Raw genomic sequence first — 23215 nt, forward strand, 5'->3', positions numbered from 1 at the left:
GATTTACGACGAAGGATCTCCGGGTTGGAGCATTATTATAATGTCATCCCCCTGACTGGAGTTCCCTCACTTGGTCGGGATGAATGAAACTACGTTTGCATGAGCGTCTTTTTATCATTCTTGCGAAAAAAGAGTGTTCTACTTGAGCTCAGGTACCTTCGGTATATTTTCCAATTCTTTTGTGGGTTTACGCGAAAAAAAAGAACCCAAATAACTGAAGATAGATGGATGAGAAGGAGGTCCGGCTTCTTCTTTAACTTCGACGATTTGAGGCTCTGGATACAAGCTTTCCTGAACCATTCTAAAACCCGAAAAAACGCTCTTGAGAACCAGAGGTAACAAGCTCAACATAATCAGCATACTGGCCAAATTGGTCGACTCGTTAAATAACGCATAATTGGTTAAGGATTCCAAAACTGCAATAATTAAAGCAATTCCTATAGTATTGGAAATCAAAGTAGATGCATTGATATTCCGATTATCCATGGGTAAGTCGGCGCTTTGATTGATTTCGTAAAACGCAATCCATAACCACAACAAATCAAAGGCAACACTATACCAATGCTGCTGATGCATTTCTGTGACATTAGCTCCTACTGCTTTAGCCAAATCAAAAGTCATTTTTCCACTTTTAAGCGCTAAGGCCATGGTAGGTTTTTCTTGTGAATTTGCTAAAGGAGCAAATTGCTGTACAAATAAGCTCTGGGGAAGATGAATATCAAAAAGTTCATAAAAGGTTTTTTTAGAACCAAATAATCTTCTTAGCTGTTCTTCACTGATGTTCGATAAAGCATCCACACCAGGGGCAAAAGTACCATCATCTGAATGATGAGCAATGACGACATTCGAATTTTTCATCATCATTACATCATTCGTTCCATCCCCATTGGCGACGACAAAATAATTATGATCCTTGAGATAACGAGCCAGAGTACCTTTGCCCTCAGTGCTCATTTCTGCAAAAATAATTACAGGGCGTTTTGCTTTATCCCTGGCCATTAATTTTTGAAAGCGCGCTAATATCGCTTCATTAATACCCGCAAATATAACAGCGGAATCAGGTGTACAAAGTTCTTCGCTTAAAAGGTTAAGGTTCTCTTCTTCAATATGGGCTGCTCGAATGGTGATAATGCTTTTTGCATTTTCCGGGCATAATACTTTAGCAATATTTACTGCCGCTTTCGTTGTATCACCGGTAGCTACAAATACAGGGACCGATATTTCTCTACATTGAGCAATAAATTTTTCGGCACCTTTTTTTACTGGGTTATCAATAATAAAGGTTCCGTGATATTCCAAATTTTTAAGTAAGTCCGAATGTTCTAAAAGAAAATGTTCAATCTCCTTTTTATCATCTTTATCAAATAATTTCTTTAAAATGGCGAATTCGTGTTCATTCAGTTTGGCTTGTGCGATACACCAATCACGGGATAAGACCGCGGTGCGACTTTGCATCTTGGTATAGTCTTGCAACAAAGGTGTTTTTTGAAAAGCATCGGTTTTAGGCACTCCACAAAAGACAAGAGCAGAATGCTCCCCATCATGTACGAGTGTAAAGCGCCCTCCAAACGTGCGATATAAACCCAAATGAAATGTCTCGATCTCTTTTTGCTGTTCTGTGGCAGTAATCACTTTTCTAAAATGATTATTCCCCAGGGTAGTTACTTCCAAACAGTGTTGATCCGCCAATAAGGTTTTGAACAACTCTAAAATAGCATGTTCTTCAGGTTCTAATTCTTTTTTATTGTTTGTAAAGGCATAGCAAAATACTTCAAATGATTTAAGCCATCGTGCGGTTTCAGGTAGAAGCGTACTGTCTTTATTTTCTTTGAGGAGATGCTGTACCTCAGGTGGCATGTCAGAGGTCCATAAACCGAGCACGTCCATACGTGTCGTAGTTAGAGTTCCAGTTTTATCCGAAATAATGGCAACACCATTGGAAAACTGCTCACGATAATATCCGCCCAAGGCATTACATAAATCCACGATTCGAAGTGCATCTATAGTCTCAAAAGGTTGCTCTCCTAAATTACTATTCAGTTTTTTCATCAAGCGACTATTTACTGTTTCACGTAAAAAAGCTTCAGAAAAGGGAATCATTGTTTGAAAAAGTGTGAACATTAGCCTGAGCGTTTCTGCAGGCATTTGGGTAATGTCCCTTTGTAAGAAAGCCGCCATAATTATGGAGCCTAAAATGGAATATAAGACGTTTCTTTGTTTGCGTTTCGCGATAATTTCATTAATGTAGGCTTTTTTCTCATAATTGCTATTTAATAACAGTTCTTTCTCAGGTTTGATTTGAATAAAAATATTATTTTGGCCGTATGTGTTTAGCTTATCACCTACCAGCACTCCCGCTTGTTTGCCATCCCTTACTGCGTACAAGTCCACTTTTTGGTAATTTGAAGTAAAATCAGGTTTGGTATGATGTTCTATCCAAACATCTTCACCATTTTGGGCTTTAAGATTGACGCTAAATTTTTTTCGTTCCAACGTTTTGGTAAAATCACCTTCCAAGTTACGTTGTAGGGCAATCAACTCTCCAGAAATTGGCACACAATCTAAATTGATACTCTCATCACAATGCACCAAATCGCCTGTACGAAGCTGATATCGGGGGATGCTAACAAATTTTGGACCATTCGCGGTAAATCTTAAAACCTGATGTAATTTATGATTGTATTCATAATCATGGTCCAGCTTTTCTTGCTGTAGGCGCATTTTTTTTATGGTTGACGGAGCCAAATCCGCCAATAACGCGGGTAGGTTCCGAAATTTTTGGACAATTCTGTCGGCATAACGAATATTATGAGAGATCAATCCTAATTGAAAAGCGCGTGAACTGACCATCAACTCGCTGGCGATAAAGTGATTTATTTGAAAATAAAGATTGGATAAGGGAGTTAGGCCACTGGAAATCACCGCAGTGTCTGAGCGCTGTGCTCCGCGAGTGTACTGGTGGCGGACCAGCAACTCTTGTACTTTTTGAGTAAGATAAGAGACTCCACTTGGAACAACTAATGCACTGGCTCCCAGTCCGGCAATCAATGAATATTCATCAGATATTTGCTCATTGAGTAAAAAAGTGGTGCCTTTAAAAACAGAGCTGTACATATAAACAATCGCTGTAATTTCACTGGCTACAGCAACAGATAGTGCTGCTCCGGAATCAAGTTTCTTGTCCGTAATCCGGTTTAACGCGCAATACCCTAATACCGCAGCTCCATAAAGAAATTTGATAATAAAATCATATTCAGGGCTTCCCATGAGGTATTCACTCAGATATGGGGTTAGATAATCGCCAAGAAGTAATGCAGCCCCTGAAGAAATCGCCGGCCACATGTATTTTTTAAAAGTACTCCAATCCATAGAGTCTAAAGAAAAAGTCCAAGCTAGGGTGTTATAGAGCTCTTTGACCCGTAGCGAAAAAAAATTGCCTATTTCTGTGGCTGTGCTTCTTATGTAGTATGTTCGATCGGGTTCGGCATGTTGTATTAATTGAAGTGGTAAGGCTCTGCTGTCTTTAGGATTTGTTTTTGAAATTTTTTTTGAGGGAGGTATTTTTGTTTGCATAGTAAATCCTTTTTGTATACCAATCAATGCCATTGGATATTTAGGGCCCATCTTGATAATTAACTTATCTCTATAAAAGGTTCAAGAGGATCTTGATAAAAAATAAGTATAAATGCATTACTTTATGAGATTGATTCAACGCACAGGAGGGCAAGGATTAAGCTGCATTGTGTTGAGGAACGGTAGAAGACAAGCATAAGCTAGACCCATGCTTGTCTTGTATTATTTAAGGTTGCATATCCAAACTACATTTAGGTGTTTCAGTGGGTTGCGGTTTAGGTGAATTCGCAAAGAATCCTTTTTCTGCAACAAAAAGTCTATTTGCTAGCCCCGCTTTATTTTCTGTATTCGCTGTTTGTTGACCAGGAATAAACGTAATCTTCTCCACGTTTTTCGTGTTCTTTATACGTTCTTTCACCTTAAAATTATCTGCTTTCAAAGCATCCAATAAATCATCTGGAACTGCTATCTTATAAGCGTTTTTATCATCGAGGCTAAAGAGCTCACCTTGATAATTCAGTCCATAGCGTGAAGAAATAATCCCTTTATCGGTACTGGATACGAGGGTAAACGTGAGCATTCCAGGTACTTTGGCACTACTTTCTCGGATCACAAAAGGATAATCATGATGATTTTCCAGAACTGTTTTAACCTGCGATGCATCTGCTACAAAATAAGGACTTTTGGTAATTTCCTGGTAAAGAGCTTGCCCTGTTGAAATTTTTTCAGCCTTGGGAGCATCTTGAATTACAGGCTTTTGTACCTTTTCTTGATTTTCGGAAGATTGTTTTAATAGTCCAAAATGCATGGTCAAAGTAGCAACTAATCCTTCAGGAAGAATCTTTAATTCAATTTGTTTCTGCTCATCAACTGCAAATAATTTACCCTCTCTATCCAAACCATATCTTATACAATTAATACCCTGGTCTGTCATCTGAGCTGCAGTGAAGGTGAAAAAACCGGGAATCGCAAGTTTACTTTGATGGACAGCAAAAGGGGCATTGGGTTTTTCAGTAAAGAATCTATTTACATCTTCGTGATCGATAAATAATCCACGATTCGCAACTTCCTGGAAAATAGACACTACTTTTTCTACAAACTGATCTTGTATCGTAAATTCTTTAAGGGATTCTGCAAAATCGTCTAAGGCTTGAAGATTTTCATGCATTATTTTGAGACAGAATCTATATTTGGATAGGGGCGCTCCCACTCCAGAAATTTCTGCTTTTAGGCTAACATCCTCTCCTGCATAAGCATGTAAACGTAAACGTACATTCTTAGGTATCAGATGTGGATGTTTGGTAAAATAATCTTTTAAAGTAAACAATATATCAAGTCGATCATCAAAAAAATCGAATATTATTTCTTCGTTCGGATGCTCTGTTGCCGCTTTTTGCATCTGTGCAAAAAGAATGGTTCTTTTAAATTCATCTACTTTGTCCACGTCCAAAGATACGTGTTTATGGATATTCTTATCAGAGTCCATCCACGTATTATTGTTAATCTCATCCATGATGCGATTGAATGAAGTACCACTTTCCAAGTCTCCTTCTATATCCGCCAGCATTAATGGATCCAGGTTTATACCGAGGTCGCTACAAATAGTTTTTATTGCCGGGCAACAAGAACCTCTAAAATTATACATAAAACCACTATTCATTAGATCTGTAAAATAATCTTGCCTGGTAGAACCAATGAATGCGTAGGCTGCTGAAAATTTGGCATTTTCCTTTTTAAGCCTATTAAGGAACGTTCTGTTTTTAACAAGAACCGCATCACCCAGATGTTTGCTAAAATTATCATGTGGTAATGCAGCGTAATCCCTATTAAATAAACATCCATCAAAATCAAAAGATAAATAGCGTATTGACATTTTTGTACCTTAAAAAATTTAATTAATTCAAAATGAAAAATAATCAAGTGTTAAATTATTCTTAAGGAATCGTATCAACTTGGGATGGATATCGATGTGATGAGATGATTTAAGAGAGGGAGCAACAAAATAGAGAAAAAACTTAACCATTAGGTTGAGTTTTTGTTTAACACCGCAGATACACTTAAAAATCTATTCAACAAATCCAGCCTATTGATTTAAGATCACTTAAGTTGTACCAGTCCTCCGCTCATACAGAATTTGGTTGTGGGCGTTTATATCCCAGTATTCGTATGAATGTTTTAAAAATGACGGCATTTTATCGTTTAATTCTTAAGATAATATTAAATCAATTGATCTTTTTGTGCATTAATTAATCTATCATTTGTATTTGTGCTAAATTTGTATAAATGGAATGGACAATGCTGCGCAGTATCCTTAGTTCATAAACATGATTGAGTCTTCACGCCAGACAAAATGGATGTGCAAAATGAGCGATTTTGATACAGTTGCAATCGAATTTGATTTAACTCAACACAGCATCAAACAAGTTGCTCTTGATGAGTTGAGAATTAATACCCAAGAGAAAAACAAACTTTATTGGATTCATAGTAACTTAAATCAAGAGGATGCTTTTAATCAATTAGTAGAAATACTAAGACTACCCTCCGATGTAATTCAATTATGCGCTGAGGAAAAAAACTCATCTAATCTCATTGATAATGATAATGCACTAACATTGCAAATTAGATGTTTGGCTTCACTTGAGTTAAATGATAATAACGAAATCAGTTTAGATAACTTGGTAATTCATCTTACCTCAAATTATTGTTTTACTGCGTCACATGAGCCTCTACCTGTTTTATTTGAATTCTTTAATAATTGCTCAAAATCCGTTCATTACGCTAAAACGCCTGGTTTTATCTTATTTTTATTTCTTGAGGGAATTATTAATGATTATGCTAAGGTTCTTTTTCATTATGAAGAAATAGCAGAAGAATTCGATTCTTTATTACAAACCGCTCACGAGAATATTTATAAAAATGTCGCAGAGGTAAAGCATCAAACGCTGCTAATCAAGCGTTATATGATTGCAATAAGGGAAATTTTAATGCGAATTACTAATCGCAATATCCTTGTCATCTCAGAGAAGTGCCGTTCTTCCTTATATAATTTATCGAATCATAGTCATCTTATCATCAATGAAGTGGATTCAATTCGTGAGTTACTCAATAGCTTATTAGGACAAATCGATAATGAGCTGATGCAAAAAATGAGTGAAACAATGGCCGTACTCACAGCCTTTGCCGCTATTTTTTTGCCGTTAACATTAATTACTGGAATTTACGGAATGAATTTTGACTGGATTCCTGAATTACATTGGCAATACGGATATTTTGCAGCACTAGGGTTAATATTTATCTGTGCAATATTTCTGTATCTTCTTTTCAAAAAGAAGAAATGGCTGTAATCAGAGCACGAATTATTTGAGGATATACTCATAAGGGAGCAGGCATATCTTCACGTTGTTTGCGGAGTTGCTTGGCCAGTAAAGAGCGACCACAATCGATATAGGCAAATGCATGAGCAAAATCTCTGAGTTCCATAGTAAAAGTGGACTGTTCCACCGGTGAGATAGTGAGCTTTGCTACTCCATTTTCATGCCGTTCTATAGAATGTCGTCCCCCATAAAAGAAGTAATGAGAAAACCAATTGCGGTTTTCATGATGCGGATTGCGAAGAATTACAAATTTACGATGAGATATTTTACTTTCTTTAATGCCAATCAGTGCATAGGTATGTTGCATGGTAATCCCCGCGGGTGGATCTTCTTTCGGACTACAGACAATCGGTTTTTGTTCTTCATGAGCATTTTTTAATGAAAGAAACAATGTTTGCTCATCATAACTGTATTTGTTTTCCTCTGGTAAAACTGCATATTGATGCAGCCATTGTTCTACAGCTGCGATTGCTTTAACGGGAGGATTAATGCTCTGAACCATTCGCTCCTTCATACAGGCAATGAAGGCCTCTTTCGTTAAAAAGGGATGATTTTTGAGTAATTGCACAAAGTGTTTTTGATGCAAATTGACCCAATTCCACCATGCGTCCAATAATTCAGGTTGATTGCCAAAAACATATTGGTGCATATTGGGAATACTGACTAATTTATCATATGGGCGTAAAAGAAAAATTAAAGAGTAAATATCTTTACCATTACAGCCATAAATTACTTTTTTATATAATTCTGCAAGAGAACACTCCGCTTGTTTCGAAGTTGCGATAGAATCATTAAAACCACCAAGAAACGCTTTTAAAGCAGTTCGACTATCACCGCTTGTTAAGGTTTTATTGTAATTACCTCCCATAAAAGTAACATAAGCCTTTTCCAGGAAACGTACCCAAGTCGGCCCTGAACTCAAAATCCCCCAGGAAGTAGGAAGTGATTTTTCAAGAATAAGCCATTGTGGCTCGTCATCCTTAAAAAAACGAACATGGATTTTATTATTTTGATCAATCATTGCCTCACGAATATATTGTTCTCCATTGGGTAAAGCAATGATGGCATTGATCACTGAAAGAAGATAACAATCACCACTACGAGCACCTTGAGCAACATGAGAAATAGATAGTTTTTTTGGATAAAGAGGTGCATAATTTTTTTTGTGCTGAACCCTAAAAAAAGAATATTCTCCAGTAGGATTAACACTTGTTTTAGGTTTTGCAATTTGTAATTGCTTATCAGATGGTTCGTTTTTAATAGCCTTATTTTCCATAATTTGGGTGTCCCTTTTGCATAAGTAATAAAGACACATAGGAGTTCCTTCCTCTCTTCTTTATAGGACTTACGAAAAACCCTCATCTCTTCGTTAAAAAATGTTTTTAATTCGATCATTTAGTCTATCTAAACGCCCTCATTAAAAACATTTTTTGCCTCGACCTTGGAGTTTTTCGTAAGTCCTGATTTAGTGTAGAGCATTTAAATTGGTTTGCGCGACGGATAATATGTTAATTGTGTGATTATTAAATATAAAATTTAATATTTAATTGGTCAATGTGGGTAATAATTATTTTTAAAGCTCATTTATAAATAAAAAATTGATTGTCAAAGCAGTGTTCGTTATCTCTTATACGAGGCACAAAGATGGGACTGATTAATGTCAGCGGAGGAGCTGACCCCCATCAAAGTCATGGCAATACTCATTTCGTTGCGAATCAGATCGAGCATATGCTCGACTCCTGCTTGTCCTCTTGCCGCTAAAGCATAAACAGTGGGTCTACCTATGAGCACAGCTTGAGCACCCAGAGCGAGCATGCGCACAACATCAAGTCCTGAGCGAATTCCTGAGTCAACGAGAATCGTGAGGTCAGAACTTACTTTATCTGCAATCATGGGAAGGGCTTTGACTGTAGATAATACACCATCTAGCTGTCGTCCTCCGTGATTCGAGACGATAATTCCATTTGCTCCGAATGTTATGGCGTCTTTTGCATCTTCTGGATCAAGTATTCCTTTTATGAGCACAGGTCCTTTCCAAAAATTACGTATCCATTCCAAGTCCGACCAGCTAAGTGAGGGATCAAAATTGTTATTCAACCACGCGATATAATTTTCTAAACCAATCCTTTTATGCAAATAGGTTGATATATTTCCCAAATCATGCGGACGTCCCATAATGCCTACGTGATAAGCCCATGAAGGTTTCAACATGGCTTGTAAGAAACGACGCTCGCGAGCAAATGGACCAGACATGCCTGAGTGGAAGTCTCGATAGCGTGCGCTAGGTGTCGACATATCTACAGTGAATATGAGGTTGGTTACACCACAGGCTTGGGCTCGCTCAAGCACATTTTGCATAAAACCACGATCTTTAAGTATATAAAGCTGAAACCAAATAGGTTGGGTGCTTTGGCTGGATACTTCCTCTAAAGAACATAGCGAAACTGTAGACAGCGCAAAGGGTATGCTTTTTTGGGCCGCTGCTTTGGCTACTTGTACCTCGCCACGTCGAGCATACATTCCTGTAAGACCTACAGGGCTTAAGATGACTGGCATTGCCAGTTTTTGTCCTAAGAGTTCTGTTTCAAAATTGGGGTGTCCTACATTTCTTAAAACACGTTGGCGCAATGTTACCTTAGCAAGATCTTCGATATTCGCTTTGAGTGTTTGTTCCGTAAACGCACCACCTTCAATGTAATCAAAGAGAAACCGAGGTAATTTGCGTCGAGCGGCTTCCCGATAATCAGCGATAGATGAAATGATCATAGTCACGTCCTATTTGTAAAACAAAAATTCCTAATTTTAAGAGGGTACTGTTTGTTTATTTTCCAGCAGAGCAAAAAGTCATACCCTATCAAATAACGGCTCAAAAGCACTATGTTTTCTGATTTATAGTACTACGACGAGGCGTTAACAAAGCCAAGACAATCGCGATAATAAACAACGCAGGGACGTCTCCATATAAATGTGCAAAATGCTGCGGGTAATAAAATGATTGGATGGCCATAATGCCACCATGCACAATACTGGACCAAACGGTAAACCAGATTAAACTTAAATGTTGAAGCGGATTTTTTGCTGCTAGGAGTAAGAACACCCCTAATGTTGCATAAACACCTAATATCATTTGCAAATAGACGTTTTGTCCGGATTGGTGCCAAGCCCATCCAGATGGCCAGAAAAAGGTTAAAGGGTATATAGCGAAGATAAAAACCAGTCCAAAAATAACCAAGGCAATTCTGAGCATTCTGAAATCATTTTTAGCGTCCATGATAGCTCCAGTTGAAATGCATCGCTATTATCATTATAGCAAGAGGAATTTGATTCAGGATCTTTTAAGATTGCTTGTAGATAACAGAAAATCTGTAGTTAGGATGAAACGTAGTGGAACCCGGGTTACAGTCCTTCGGACTTGCACCCAGGCTACAGTTATTTTGCAAATTGGGGTAGATTCTCTAATTGCGTTTTCACAAGCTTTGTAAGGGTATCAAGCATTTGTTGGCATGACTCAGGATTTCCCGGAGATTGTTTATAGATAATATTTGCTATAAATGCAGATAGGGCCTGAGAGATTACATTATTACTGCGAAAATGAGGTGGTAGTTTTTCCACGGATTGAACCAAAGAAGTCAATAAGTTTTGTCCTATAAAATTCATCGCTTTGGAGTAGTCTTCATTGGTTAACGCTTCAGCAGGTCGGGCGTTTTCATCTATTGTCATGTTATATCCTGTAATTTTGATGAAGAGGAATTATAGAGTTTGCCGCAAATCACTTCAATGCCTGCTGTTGTGGCATCATAAACTTGAGTAAGCAATAGTCCTTTATTGCGTATAGTTTTTACACTTAATAATGAATTAACATTTACAGTTTGCCGATGAGAGATGGGTTGTATCCGAGAAATCATTATCAATTTGTTCATTGATTGTTTGGTTTGATTCTAGCTCATTTATATTATTAACAGGAGAATAGACACCATGACCCGCTTTGGGATGCCTGGATTGAATGCCCTGATGTAATTGCCCTATAGGATCTAATATGATTAAATCGCCTTTCCCTGTTAAGTTAAAAGCGACACCGCTACCAAATAATGGAGTAGGTTTAGCCCCTTCTTGAGTTAATAATTTGAATGTTTGTTTGTAGCATAAACTGGGTTCATCGGTATTACTTCCTGTCCCTACCAAAGTAACTTGCCCAGCTAAGTCTGACCATAAGAGCTCCCTACTTACAAGCTCTTGGATGTCGGAAAGAATTCGATCTAATTCTTCCTGAACGGTTACTTTAGTTGTTCGAGCGCCAAAAATGTGGCCAATATAATAACAATGAGCTCCCTTTTCATCCTTGATGACAGCTAAAACAGCAGTACAGTCTAAAATACCTTCCGTACCCAAGACATCTAAATCGCCGTCTTTAAAACCGGCGCCTGCATCGGCTCCTACTCGATAACAGGTCAGGCCTTTCATGCTTGGAAGTTGATCCGAGTTAGGTTCAAAGAAGAGTGAAAAATCCTTGCATTGCTCTATGAGAGAGTTGATTTCCAGCTCTTTCTCATCTGTCTGTTTCTTCTTTAGGCTTTTCAATAATATGTTGGCTCGCCAATATTCTTTTTCATCAAGATTTGACAATAATTCGATAGCCTCATCAAGCTTTTTATATTGCGATAGGGTTGTGTAATAATTTGATATTTCATGAAGTCTGATATTTCCTATATCCAACAGAACCATTTCATCTCTATCTTTAGTTACAGTTATCGTCTTCATGATATTGCCTTTTTACAAATTGGCTTTTAATTATACATACAATGCGGTTAATGTGCAAAAACAAGGCCAATTCGATCAATTTTGATTCTTTTTGATTGGTGAACTAATTCGTGGCAAAGTAGGCGGTGATTTTATTCTGAGTTGTCATGTGGCACTTATTGTTTATTATCTTATTGAATTTCAGAGAAAATCACATACCTAAAAACGAAGAATGGCTTAAATCTCGAGGATTATCCGATACTTTATACTTTTAGGCGCTGTCCTTATGCGATTAGAGCAAGAATGGCACTCACATATTCAAGATAATTTATGAATGTACCCATTGCGCCAAAGCATGAATTCCTGCTTTTAAATCCTCCTCATTGCCCCCAAATGACAAGCGCACATAACCTTCTTTGCCAAATGCAACGCCTGGTACAAGGGCTACATCTGCTTTTTCTAAAGCTAGTTTACAAAACTCTTCGGAGTTCAGTTTTTTAAAACCTAGACTTTCTATGGAAAGAAAAACATAAAGTGATGAGTCAGGTGGTTTTATTGTTAAGCCCAAAGACTGATGCAAAGCCTTAATGAGAATATCTCTTCTTTTTTGCATGCATTGTTGTACCCAAGTGCTTACCTGATTTATTTCATTTAATGCAGCAATGGCTGCCCATTGACTTAAGGTGGTTACTCCACTTGTACTTTGGCTTACTAATGCAGTTAATGGCTGGATAATAGACTGGGGGGCAAACACAAAGCCGATTCGCCAACCGGTCATGGCAAAATTTTTTGAACAACTTTGAATAATAATGACGCGATCCTGAAATTGGGGGAAGGAACCACAGGATATATAAGCATGCTTATCATAGGTGAGGGCACTATATACTTCATCTGCAATAATTAATAGATTCTGCTCGCGAGCAATTTGCAACAATTCAGCAAGCTCCGACTCAGTGTACAATGCACCTGTTGGGTTCGTCGCATTATTCAAAATCAAAATTCTGCTTTTAGAACTGCATGCATTTTTGAGTGACTGCGGTGTCAATTTCCATCCTTCGGTTTCGTGGGTTTCAACGATGATGGGTACCCCTCCAAATAATTTAGTTATGGCTGGATAAGAGACCCAGTAGGGGGCTGGAATAATGACTTCATCGTCCTCATCAACCAATAATTGCATTAGCAAATAGATTCCTAGTTTCCCACCATTAACCACAAGACAATTTTCTTTTTTGAAGGAACAACCAAATGATTTATTCATCCATTCACTTGCAAGATGCCGTAGTTCTGGAATTCCGGATACAGGTGGGTAGAGGGTATTTCCTTCTTCTAGAGCACGTATGGTGGACGTGACAATTGAGGGATGGGGTAGAAGTTTGGGCTCACCTACACTTAGGTTATAAATTTTAATTCCAGCATTTATTTTTTGCTGAGCCAATGAATTAATTACAACAGTTGCTGAATTCTCAGGTACATGTTTTGTTCTAGAATAATTCATTATTTTTGTACCTTTCTAGAATTTGAGATGATGATTTTGAATACACGATTAATAAATTCTTCTTGCAAGTGGTACTGTTTGGATAAATGTTCATAATACTCAAACAATTGTTTTTCACGCGAATGGTCAGTTATTTTTTTTCCTTCTTTCGATTTTAAAATGCCAATTTGTTTCGACAACTCTTGACGTTTTGCTAATATTTCAATGAGGTTTGCATCTGTCTGTTCAATTTTTTTTCTCAATTCTTCGAGCGTATACATGATGTTCTCCTTACTTGAGAAGAGTTGCGTTATCAGTATGCTTTTTTACCAAGATAAACGCTGTTCGATTCGGTTTACTGTCTTGAATATCGTCCGCTTTTATTTCTAAACCATACAGTTGTGCACAACGTGCCGGTGCGATAACTGCCGAATGGGCTGGTAATATTCCTTCTGCCAAATCTTTTGCTGCTTTTGCGGTATCAATCCACTCGATTTGTTCTATATCTTTAAATTGTTTTTGCAGAAAATGGCGACATTGAGCGAGTCCTTGAGGGTGTGACACGATGTGGGTAATTTGGTGGCATTGAACACCAGGTCTTACAAGCAAACATTGATTGATCTCATGCCATAATTCATCAATGGGGGTAAATAAATGCTTCCCCATTGCCAAAAATGAGGGTTTTACCAAGCCTCCTAAAAGATTAACAACAGGTAATATGCCCAAATCAATGGTTTCATTTTCAATAGCATCAAGAACACCTTCCATATCCAGTAAGTGAACAAGGGCTGGGGCAATTCCTTTTTGCTTGGCATAAATCAGGGCCGCTTCTTCAGAAAACGAGCCCGCATCACCAGAAATACCAAATAAAGTAATCATGCAAGTGCCTCCTTGCATAATTCTGCTTTCTCCAATGACCGCAACTCAGCTAACTCCAACAAAAAGTTTTCAGTTTGCTCCCAACTTAAACAAGGATCGGTAACCGATAACCCGCCTAAATCAATGTTCTCAGGATTTATAGAGTCAACTTTTTGATTCCCCTCTTTGATAAAACTTTCAACCATGAATCCTTTGACCAATTGTTTTAAATCAGGGTATTTTTTAATGCTTTCTAAAACGCTTAAAGCAATTGAAGGTTGTAAATGATGATTTTTTTTGCCTTCTATCAGACAATTATCGTGGCTAACATCAACGATGACCGAAGGGTTAACGATTTGATGCATATCCATGTAGCGTTTTACTTCGTTAAGATGCGCAATGGAATAATTAGGGGCATAGTTTGAGCCACGTAAAACCATATGAGCATGATGATTGCCATGAGTTTGCACTTCATAACCATCAAATACTGCGACGTGAGAGTGTTGGGAGGCAATAATACTATTGACGCCAATCTCTAATGAACCATGGGTGGGATTCTTTAATCCTACGGCACAGTCTAAAGACGAAGCAAAAATTCGATGCTCTTGATCTTCGGAGCTGCGGGCACCAATCGCTACCCATGAGAGAAGTTCAAGGAATCCTTTGGCGTTATGAGTAAATAGTGCTTCATCGGCAATTGGAAGTCCCATTTCGATGACTTTAATCATCATGTCCCGGGTGTATTTTATTCCTGCTGCAATATCCGGCTCAGAAAATAAATCAGGTTGGTTTACGGGGCCGGTCCATCCCTTAGTCGTACGAGGTTTTTGAATATATACCCTCATGATTAATTTTAATTCGTGTTTTACTTTCTCATTCAATTGCACTAATCGGTTGGCGTATTCCAGAACAGCCTGTTTGGGCCAGGCCGAGCAAGGACCAACAATCATTAAAAGACGATCATCACGGCCTTCTAAAATAGCTTTTACTTCTTTTCTATCGCAAGTAATTTGCTGATGGGCAGAAAGAGACAAAGGAATTTCTTGAAGGATTGATTCTACAGGAGGTAGTTTTTTTAAGACTGAATAACTCATGATACCCTCCTGCAATCAATAAGAACTGTGGAGCATTTGGGCGGGCGAAGGGACTGCGATTGGTGGTGCATGATATACACTCCTCTTTGGGTTCTCTCCAACTCCCATGCTTTTTTTTGTCTGGGAATTTGGGTACCAAAACCCCCAGACTATGCTGGGGGTCGGAGTGTTAGTTAATTCTACCGACCACCCAGCTGCAGGCTAAAATAGCTAAAATAAAAAAAGCAAGCAAAGGTTTGTGGTAACCCTGCTTTTTCATTTAACTCGTGGTGTACAGTAGAACGGGACATTAAAATTTCACAAAATTAGTTGTACTATTAATGTACAAATATACAGCTTGGTGATAAATATGTCAAGTTATTGAGATATAAATTGACTCTTTTGAATTGATAAATCTACAAAACATCTTTGCAATTAGAGCTCTATCTAGTTTAGCTACCCAGGTTATGACTTGCCAGCGACGTGCAATGGGGCTATATTTTTTGTTTCTCTCCTAAAACAGTAAGAAATGACCAAAATCGCACTTTACTTAGCCGGTGGTGGCGCCCGAGGAGCCTATCAGGCAGGGGCTCTCAAGGCGATCAGCACAATTCTAGGAGCAAAAAAAATTCCATTCAGCATGATCAGTGGTGTTAGTGTTGGCAGTATTAATGCAGCAGTAATCGCTGAAAATGCACTCGATTTTTCTGCAGGTACAAACAAGTTAAATGAATTATGGAGCAATATTACCTGTCAGCACATTTTTAAATCCAGCAATTACGCGCTCAGCGTATCGGCCATGCGGAATATGAGCAGTATGCTTACCAAGCAACGCTTATTAGGACATATTCTGGATACGTCGCCTTTGCGTCAGTTCATTAATAACATCATTAATTTTGAAACTTTGGAAGGTGTTATCAAGAATAAACACTTGGAAATGATGGAGGTCATCAGCAACTGCTATGAAGCACAAAAAACCATTTCTTTTTATCAACATCATGCAGAAGAGTTTGAAGATTGGAACGATCCACTTCATTGTAGCCAACGCGTAAACCTGAAAATGGAGTATTTTCTGGCATCTACCTCATTACCTTTATTCTTTCCACCGGCAAAAATAAATGGGCTTCATTATGGTGATGGGCATGTGGGATTAGCGGCTCCTCTACGAGGTGCTATTCGTTGTCAAGTAGATAAAATTTTAATTATTGGTACGCGTACGTTACCCAATGTAAGTGACCTCGAAAAAATACAGCGGGGTGACATTGATTTTTCACGTGTTTTGGGCGGCATGGTCAATGGATTGTTTTTAGATAATCTTGAACGCGATCTTGAGATGGTTAATCACATGAATCATATGGCTCGCATGGTACCAATAGGGAACGAGTATGCACATTGGCGGCCGATTCAAACCTTGCATTTACGGCCCAGTACGGATGTGGCTGCGATGGCTCAATCTCAATACAATAATATACCTATTTTATTACGTATTTTACTTAATTTTCTTGGGGCGAAACGTCATTCCGGTGATTTACTAAGCTTTCTTTTATTTGAAAAAGCATTCACTCGTCAATTAATGAAACTCGGCTTTGATGATACGATGGCAGCACATGGTGCTGTTTTAAATTTTTTTAATACGTAGGTATTTTGATTAATTTCAGGGGGAAATAACTGCAATGGAAGGTGTATTAATTTGTTTAACTCTTCTTTTTTTAATGGTCATCTCTGGGGTGATTACACGTTTTGTTTCCTTTCTACCCGCTCCATTGATCCAAATTTCTATAGGGACACTTCTGGCTGTTTTATTTCCTACCTTTGATGTGGGATTTAATCCTGAACTTTTTATGTTGTTGTTTATTCCTCCTTTATTATTTAATGACAGTTGGCATTTCCCAAAACGTGAGTTTTTGCTCTACACCAGACCTATTATTATGCTCTCGATAGGTTTGGTTTTTTTTACAGTGGCTGGGATTGGATATTTAGTTCATTGGCTAATTCCACTCATCCCTTTACCTGCCGCGTTTGCATTAGCGGCAGCTCTTTCTCCAACAGATGCTATATCTCTTAGATCCATGACTGCTGGAACTCGAATACCTGAGCGAATTATGCATATTTTGCAAGGGGAAGCACTTTTAAATGATGCCTCAGGTTTGGTTTCATTTAAATTGGCTGTTGTCGCGATGGTTACTGGCGTATTTTCGCTCAAAGGTGCGGTATGGAGTTTATTATTTATTAGCCTGGGTGGGATTGCTGTTGGCTTTATTCTGACATATGTTTTTATTTCGCTTTTAGGAAAGTTAACCAGACATAGCGCTCATGAAACAACTACTGAAAATCTATTGTTGTTGCTTTTGCCTTTTACTGTATATCTTGTTGCTGAGAAATTAGGTTTTTCAGGGGTATTAGCAACTGTTGCTGCGGGTTTTACCGTAGACAAAGCTGGATTTTTAGATAGAACAATGGCCAAAATGCGTATCGAAGGTCATTTTGTTTGGGGGGTGCTCGATCTTACTTTAAATGGAATTATCTTTATTCTTTTAGGATTGTATTTGCCTCATTCGATTAAATTTCTCGCGACTACAGGCTACAGTTTATCTGAATATGTACGAATTGTTGTTCTGATCACGGTGACCCTAATTTTATTACGCACATTGTGGATTTATTTAACATTACCTTTTGAAGCATTAATATCCAGACGAAACCGAAGTTCTTGGCGTTTTCCCAACATAAAAATAATCAGCACATTTTCACTAGGTGGCGTACGTGGGGCAATTGCTTTGGCTGCAATCTTATCTTTACCTCATATGATTAATGGAGCGCCTTTTCCCGCACGTAATCTATTAATTATCCTGGTGATTGGCGTTGTTCTTTGTTCTCTCTTAATGAGCAGTTTGCTCTTGCCTTTAATTACGCCTGGATTGAAAAACTTGATTCATAAACACACTCAAGATGAAGAAAATGAAGCCGTTCTTGCATTAACTAAAGCTGCAGTTGAAGCAATCAAAACAAAAATGAAGAGTTTATGTGAAGAAATCAATGAACGAGAGAAGGCTCTGTGCATTGATGTTGGAAATAAATTAATGGCAACTTTTAATCAATTTATCGCATCAAATCATGGTACTGAACATGAAAAACTTGAAAGCATGTTAGCTTTAACATTTGAGCGACAGCTAAGGTATGCGGCTCTGGAAGGGGCTCATATGGAGTTACGCACGTTGAGGAAAGAAAGAAAAATCAACAATACTACTATGATGAAAATTATTTCTAGACTGGATTTAAGACAAATTACTTTACATACGGAGCATCAAGTGATAGAGAAAACAGCTAAAAAGTAAAAATTATTCTCGATATATCAGTGGATTAAGTGATTAATTTGTGGGTACTAACATAGTAAATATCAACTCATTCTGATATTGAGCCAAAAGTTTCAGATTCAATGTACGCTCAAATTCCGTACCGCTATTCATTGAGATTCCACCCTGATTTTGCACATTGTACTGAAACATTAATTGAGTCAAACTAATAGTATTTCCATTAATCAAAATTTTCATTTTAAAATCTCCTTGTCAATGCACATCATTGATTGATTAAATTATAGACAATTGCATGGAAAGGTTTATATGGATTTAATGATTCATTTAATTGATGGGTAAATTCTGAAAAGGGACGTAATTAATAAGCATACCGAACTCAACGCACGCGCGGCATTTAATATGGGCCACGCTTGCTGATAATATGGTGAAAGACCTACTTGCCTCCGAAGCAGGTATCAAGAGTGACTGCATTGCTTGCAGGAAGCCAGTGACCGTAAGCTTCTCCATGCCAGCGACTGGTGTCTTCAAGTTTTGCTTGGACGATTTGTTTGGTGATTTCCTTGCGTTTAATCCAATTAGCACAACGTTTTTTTATCTGCCTACGAATTTGATCTCGCATAAAAGAGTAACGACAAGGATTGAACGCTTCATTAAGATTATCTGAAATATAGGGTTTCAGTAAGTTATACTTAGTGACGTGTTTGGAAAACTCCCATTTATCCCCATTCAAAACGAGGATTGGAGGCTGTGTTTGTTTTCCAATTTTCACGCTATGTGCAAGATTCATATAAAACTTCCATCCTGCATAATTTGCAGATAAATCTGCATTAGAATACACGCCATTAACTAATGTACCTAAATAGGTCTGCTCAAGGATTTGACCGTATGTGACAATCGCGGCATGGGCTTGTTCTGCTGATTTTCCATGATTGAGGAAATAGCTATAAATTTTGTAATAGGTATGCCCCATCATAAAGAAATGGCCGAGTTTGTCTGTACCAAAATAATAACCATACATATTAATCGTTGGTGCAAGTCCAATGACAAATAAGGGAGACTGCGAAAAAACGAGCCAATAAACGGTTTTCCAGGGCCAAATTTCTTTATAGAGCACGGGGTTGGAGTCTTTGGGTAACCGACGCAACCAACGTGGAAAACCCGGGCCGGTATTTTTATATACCAAATCAGCGATGTAGGCATCTTTACGACGAGCGGCTAATTGTGATGCTGAATGATGACTCTTCTGAGCTCTTGGAAGGAGCATTTGAATTTCTGCATTGGTTTGCGCGATGACCTTTTCGAGCACTTCATAAAGTCTGTAGCTTGTAGCGGGGCCTATGTCTTGTAATTCACCAGGTGGGAGCGTAAATTGATCCGTTTCTTCCGCTTGAGTTTCCTGTATTCCATAAATGCAAAATAATACAATTAGAAAGAAGATCCTTGTAAAAGCCATATTCCTTTTTCCTTTCCTAAATTGGTGAATCATTAGAATACAAAATGTTTCCAACTGTCTAGAAAAATCATTAAGAAATGTTATTTAGTCAAGTGGGATAGGCTTATGGTCCAATAGTATTTGGTGTTGGATTTGGCATATAAAAATCAAGAAAGGCTCTAATCTTGGGTAGTTCAGATCCATAAGATTGATAAAAAGTAAAAATCTCATACCGTTTGAATTTTATTTCAGGAAGAATGTGTATGAGCGTTTTTTCTTTAAGGGCCTGCTCAACGAGTTTATCTCCAGTTAAAAAGAGACCTATTCCATTTTTACAAGCCTGGTTTAGTGCATTAAAGTCGTCCATAAAGAGTATGGGATTGGGGCAAGATAAATAAGTTCCATCTGCGAGTGGAAGTTCTGTAGCCGGTTTTCTCAAGCTGTGAGAAATAAACGGGAAGGCCATGAGGTCTGATGGATGAACAGGCATCCCGTATCGTTCGATTAAACAGGGTGCTGCACAAAGAATATTGCTGACCGGACTCATCTTCCTATATTTTAACTGATCTGTAAAAGGTGGAATCTCAGGAAAGCCAACCATCACATCAATATCTTTGCGTGCCAAATCATTATCTTGTTCAGAAAATAAAAATTCGCACTCAATCAACGGATATTGAGCCATAAAATCAGCTAGTCGGTCTAGAATTAACTCCCTGGCAAGAATGGTTGAAACCAAAATGGTAATTTGACCTTGAGGGAGCTTTTGCCTTGATTCAATAAATTGTTCAATGAGTTGCGTTTCTGCGAGTAGTTTTTGACATTTTTCCAGGAGAGCCAAACCAAATACCGTGAGTTGCACTTTACGAGTATCTCGAATAAAGAGTTTCTCACCCAATTGATCCTCGAGGTTTTTAATTTGCTTACTCACCGCGGTTGCTGTAATACACAGTTCCGCTGCAGCGCGTTTGTAACTTAGATACTCTGCAACTTTTATAAAGCATCTTAATTGGGAAATATTCAACATAGTAAAGTATTTGTTTTATAATTAATCCTTAATTATAAACTAATAGTTCATAATTAAGGAAATAATGTTAATTAATATTCATGCAATTGATGAGTAAAATATAAATAAAGCAAGCATTGAGGACTATTATGAACTATCAATATCATCATGTTGGAATACCAGTAACCGAGCCACGTTCGGGTGAGCGTTATAGTCCCGTTATGGATATGTATACCTCAGGAGGGGAGTTACCCGGACGAATTCAATATCATCGATTTGGTCCCAATTGTCCTTTGCCTAAGTTGGTTCAGACTCAACCGCATATAGCCTATAAAGTTGAGAGTATTGAGGAAGCAATAAAGGGGAAACATGTTCTTCTAGAGCCATATTTTCCTTTAAAGGATTTTAGAGTGGCAATCATTGAGGAGCATGGGGCAGTAATCGAGTTTATTCAGACAAACTTATCTGAAGAAGAAATATGGGATGAGTCAAAACATCAAGATTCCATCTTGTATCCTAAAAACAGTTAAGCAGCATGCATGAGCCGGATGTTTGTCCGGTTCTTGATCATCCTGCCGCTCTCTTTTGTTTGCAAGTGAGGTTAGGACGGTTGGATTTTTGAAAAGAACAACTCAGGACTTACGAAAAACCCCAATCTCTTTGTTAAAAAATGTTTTTAATTCGGTCATTTAGTCTATCTAAACTCCCTCATTAAAAACATTTTTTGCCTCGCCCTTGAGATTTTTCGTAAGTCCTGCAACTGAAAATAATGTGTAAAATTAGCGCAAAAATCACAAATTATGTATTGCACCCCAATATAATATGAACTTACCAAGATTAAATTAAAAATTAAGATGCAAGAGTCGATTGAATTTGATGTAACTGGAGAAAGTACTGGCACCATTGAAGTGGTAATTGATGATACTTCATCTAAACTAATTGCTTTGATGCAGAGTTGGCTTGACTCCGCACCAAAGACTGAATCTGGTGCTATTGATTTAACTAAAGCCGAGCGTTTTGCTGAAGGTGGAACTCATGTGCTTTATCGATTTCCAGATGCCCCTTTTGTTATCAAGTTAATGAAACAGAATCCCAACCCTAAGGAGCTTGAAGAGCTAGAGAAAAAATATGCTGTTTTATATGATTGCTTTGACCGAGATAATAAACAACGATGTATTCGAGAACAACATTTTACCCGACAAGTCTCTCTTCCTGGGAAAGAATCTCAAAATGCAGCCCTATCAATCGTTCCATATGAAAAAAGCTTTAAATCTAAAGTGAAATTTGATTTTAAAATAGAACCCGCAGAACTTGATCCCTACTTAATCGAACACAACAAAGGGTTGTACGATAAAGTAAATAAAACGCTTATTCATAACGACCATTCTGAATTCAGTTTTAATTTTAATGATTATGCGAAAGTTGATGAACGTATTGGCGCGATTTTAAAACGTTTAGAGAGTGATACCAAACTCCAGGGTATCATGATTGAGTTCCTAAATCATTATCGCGATTTTTATCAAAAGACTAATATTATTTTGGATGCTATGGGGTTTGAAAACATACTCTTCTTTAAAGACGAACATGATGATTGGCAATTTAAAATAGGGAGTGTAATCAAGCATGACACTGGAAAATATACGAATGAGTTATTTAATGCACTACATGCTGAAAAAGAAGTTGATTTGAATTCTTTTGTTAATTTTACGCATGCTTATTTTTCACCGGCGAACATTAGGGCGGTCAATGCATGTGCGATGAGACTCGGTTTAGAACCTGTCATCCATGATGTGATGATCGATTCAAAAGATTTATTCAAAATAGCCCAACGATTATCTATTCCTGAGCGAATGCTTGCTTATGCACGACATGGCGATTTTGAACAAGTGGATAAAATACTCGAGGCAAATAAGGAGCTGCTTCATTTTGATCTAGGTGGTTTTTGGGCCTATTCTCTAATTGCTGATGAATATATTAACCATGGACAGCCACCAAAAGCACTTAAAAGTTATTTAGACACGGTAAGTAAGCTTCCGGTAATCTTGCCGGAAAATAAGGATGATGCAAAACGGGTATACAATGCAAAAACAGCCATAATCGATCGAAAAAACATACACGATAAAAAAATAATGATCCATCAAGAACTCACAATGTTCTTGTCATCATCACTATCAACATCAACCATGACGCATCATTATAAAACGCAACTGCAAGAAGCAAAATCTGAGAACCCTTCTAATATGCCTATTTTATATAACTAAAAGTATCGACTTCTTTTGATGCAGAGCATTAATATAAGAATTGAGTTTCGAAAGAAGTTAATTTAATAGTTGAGTTAAAAACGGCAATAATGTTTGCAATATTTTCCAAATGAATTAGG

At 37.8% G+C, this 23215-nt stretch carries 19 protein-coding genes; 5 read left to right on the forward strand and 14 right to left on the reverse strand.

What is annotated here, in order from left to right; translation table 11 throughout:
* Positions 1-138: 138 nt before the first annotated feature.
* Both DGG96_RS00535 and DGG96_RS00540 read right to left on the reverse strand, forming a co-directional pair.
* Complete coding sequence (locus DGG96_RS00535; RefSeq protein WP_110141162.1) at positions 139-3573, reverse strand: HAD family hydrolase; 3435 nt, start codon at positions 3571-3573, stop codon at positions 139-141.
* Positions 3574-3799: 226 nt separating this feature from the next.
* Positions 3800-5446, reverse strand: coding sequence for a hypothetical protein (locus DGG96_RS00540; RefSeq protein ID WP_110141069.1), 1647 nt, complete (start codon positions 5444-5446; stop codon positions 3800-3802).
* Between the two features lie 490 nt (positions 5447-5936).
* Here DGG96_RS00540 and DGG96_RS00545 point away from each other — a divergent pair, with 490 nt between their 5' ends.
* A complete protein-coding gene (locus tag DGG96_RS00545; protein WP_165831556.1) occupies positions 5937-6917 on the forward strand; it encodes a magnesium transporter CorA family protein in 981 nt (326 codons plus the stop codon).
* Positions 6918-6945: 28 nt separating this feature from the next.
* On the opposite strand, the gene DGG96_RS00550 is transcribed toward DGG96_RS00545, so the two are convergent.
* The 9 genes from DGG96_RS00550 to DGG96_RS00590 form a co-directional block, all read right to left on the reverse strand.
* Complete coding sequence (locus DGG96_RS00550) at positions 6946-8262, reverse strand: C2 family cysteine protease (protein WP_233590472.1); 1317 nt, start codon at positions 8260-8262, stop codon at positions 6946-6948.
* Between the two features lie 305 nt (positions 8263-8567).
* Positions 8568-9713, reverse strand: a complete 1146-nt coding sequence (gene lldD, locus DGG96_RS00555; RefSeq protein WP_110141070.1) for an FMN-dependent L-lactate dehydrogenase LldD — start codon at positions 9711-9713, stop codon at positions 8568-8570.
* A 109-nt stretch (positions 9714-9822) separates the two neighbouring features.
* Positions 9823-10218 carry a DUF6632 domain-containing protein gene (locus tag DGG96_RS00560; protein WP_110141071.1) on the reverse strand — a complete coding sequence of 132 codons (396 nt, stop codon included), beginning with the start codon at positions 10216-10218 and terminating at the stop codon, positions 9823-9825.
* A 158-nt stretch (positions 10219-10376) separates the two neighbouring features.
* Positions 10377-10667, reverse strand: coding sequence for a hypothetical protein (locus tag DGG96_RS00565; protein WP_110141072.1), 291 nt, complete (start codon positions 10665-10667; stop codon positions 10377-10379).
* A 135-nt stretch (positions 10668-10802) separates the two neighbouring features.
* Complete coding sequence (locus DGG96_RS00570) at positions 10803-11705, reverse strand: hypothetical protein (protein ID WP_110141073.1); 903 nt, start codon at positions 11703-11705, stop codon at positions 10803-10805.
* Positions 11706-12012: 307 nt separating this feature from the next.
* Complete coding sequence (locus DGG96_RS00575; RefSeq protein WP_110141074.1) at positions 12013-13179, reverse strand: pyridoxal phosphate-dependent aminotransferase; 1167 nt, start codon at positions 13177-13179, stop codon at positions 12013-12015.
* Entirely contained in the window at positions 13179-13439 is a 261-nt protein-coding gene (locus DGG96_RS00580; protein WP_110141075.1) for a chorismate mutase, read from the reverse strand. The genes DGG96_RS00575 and DGG96_RS00580 overlap by 1 nt, the downstream gene beginning before the upstream one ends.
* A gap of 10 nt (positions 13440-13449) precedes the next feature.
* Positions 13450-14037 carry a prephenate dehydratase domain-containing protein gene (locus DGG96_RS00585; protein ID WP_110141076.1) on the reverse strand — a complete coding sequence of 196 codons (588 nt, stop codon included), beginning with the start codon at positions 14035-14037 and terminating at the stop codon, positions 13450-13452.
* Positions 14034-15110, reverse strand: a complete 1077-nt coding sequence (locus tag DGG96_RS00590; protein WP_110141077.1) for a 3-deoxy-7-phosphoheptulonate synthase — start codon at positions 15108-15110, stop codon at positions 14034-14036. Before DGG96_RS00590 ends, DGG96_RS00585 begins: the two co-directional genes overlap by 4 nt.
* A gap of 508 nt (positions 15111-15618) precedes the next feature.
* On the opposite strand from DGG96_RS00590, the gene DGG96_RS00595 reads away from it, so the two are divergent.
* Both DGG96_RS00595 and DGG96_RS00600 read left to right on the forward strand, forming a co-directional pair.
* A complete protein-coding gene (locus DGG96_RS00595) occupies positions 15619-16728 on the forward strand; it encodes a patatin-like phospholipase family protein (RefSeq protein WP_110141078.1) in 1110 nt (369 codons plus the stop codon).
* Between the two features lie 34 nt (positions 16729-16762).
* Positions 16763-18421 carry a Na+/H+ antiporter gene (locus DGG96_RS00600; RefSeq protein WP_110141079.1) on the forward strand — a complete coding sequence of 553 codons (1659 nt, stop codon included), beginning with the start codon at positions 16763-16765 and terminating at the stop codon, positions 18419-18421.
* Between the two features lie 33 nt (positions 18422-18454).
* Here DGG96_RS00600 and DGG96_RS00605 read toward each other — a convergent pair whose 3' ends face one another.
* The 3 genes from DGG96_RS00605 to DGG96_RS00615 form a co-directional block, all read right to left on the reverse strand.
* The gene (locus DGG96_RS00605; protein WP_110141080.1) at positions 18455-18637 is read right to left on the reverse strand and encodes a hypothetical protein; all 183 of its coding nucleotides are present in this window, start codon (positions 18635-18637) and stop codon (positions 18455-18457) included.
* 196 nt (positions 18638-18833) lie between these two features.
* Positions 18834-19853, reverse strand: coding sequence for a hypothetical protein (locus tag DGG96_RS00610; protein ID WP_110141081.1), 1020 nt, complete (start codon positions 19851-19853; stop codon positions 18834-18836).
* Positions 19854-19956: 103 nt separating this feature from the next.
* Positions 19957-20856 carry a LysR family transcriptional regulator gene (locus DGG96_RS00615; protein WP_110141082.1) on the reverse strand — a complete coding sequence of 300 codons (900 nt, stop codon included), beginning with the start codon at positions 20854-20856 and terminating at the stop codon, positions 19957-19959.
* 128 nt (positions 20857-20984) lie between these two features.
* Between DGG96_RS00615 and DGG96_RS00620 the strand changes: the two genes are divergently transcribed.
* Positions 20985-21365, forward strand: coding sequence for a helicase (locus DGG96_RS00620; RefSeq protein ID WP_110141083.1), 381 nt, complete (start codon positions 20985-20987; stop codon positions 21363-21365).
* A 324-nt stretch (positions 21366-21689) separates the two neighbouring features.
* Positions 21690-23096, forward strand: coding sequence for a hypothetical protein (locus tag DGG96_RS00625; protein WP_233590471.1), 1407 nt, complete (start codon positions 21690-21692; stop codon positions 23094-23096).
* The last annotated feature ends 119 nt before the right edge of the window (positions 23097-23215 follow it).

It is taken from the genome of Legionella qingyii, assembly GCF_003184185.1.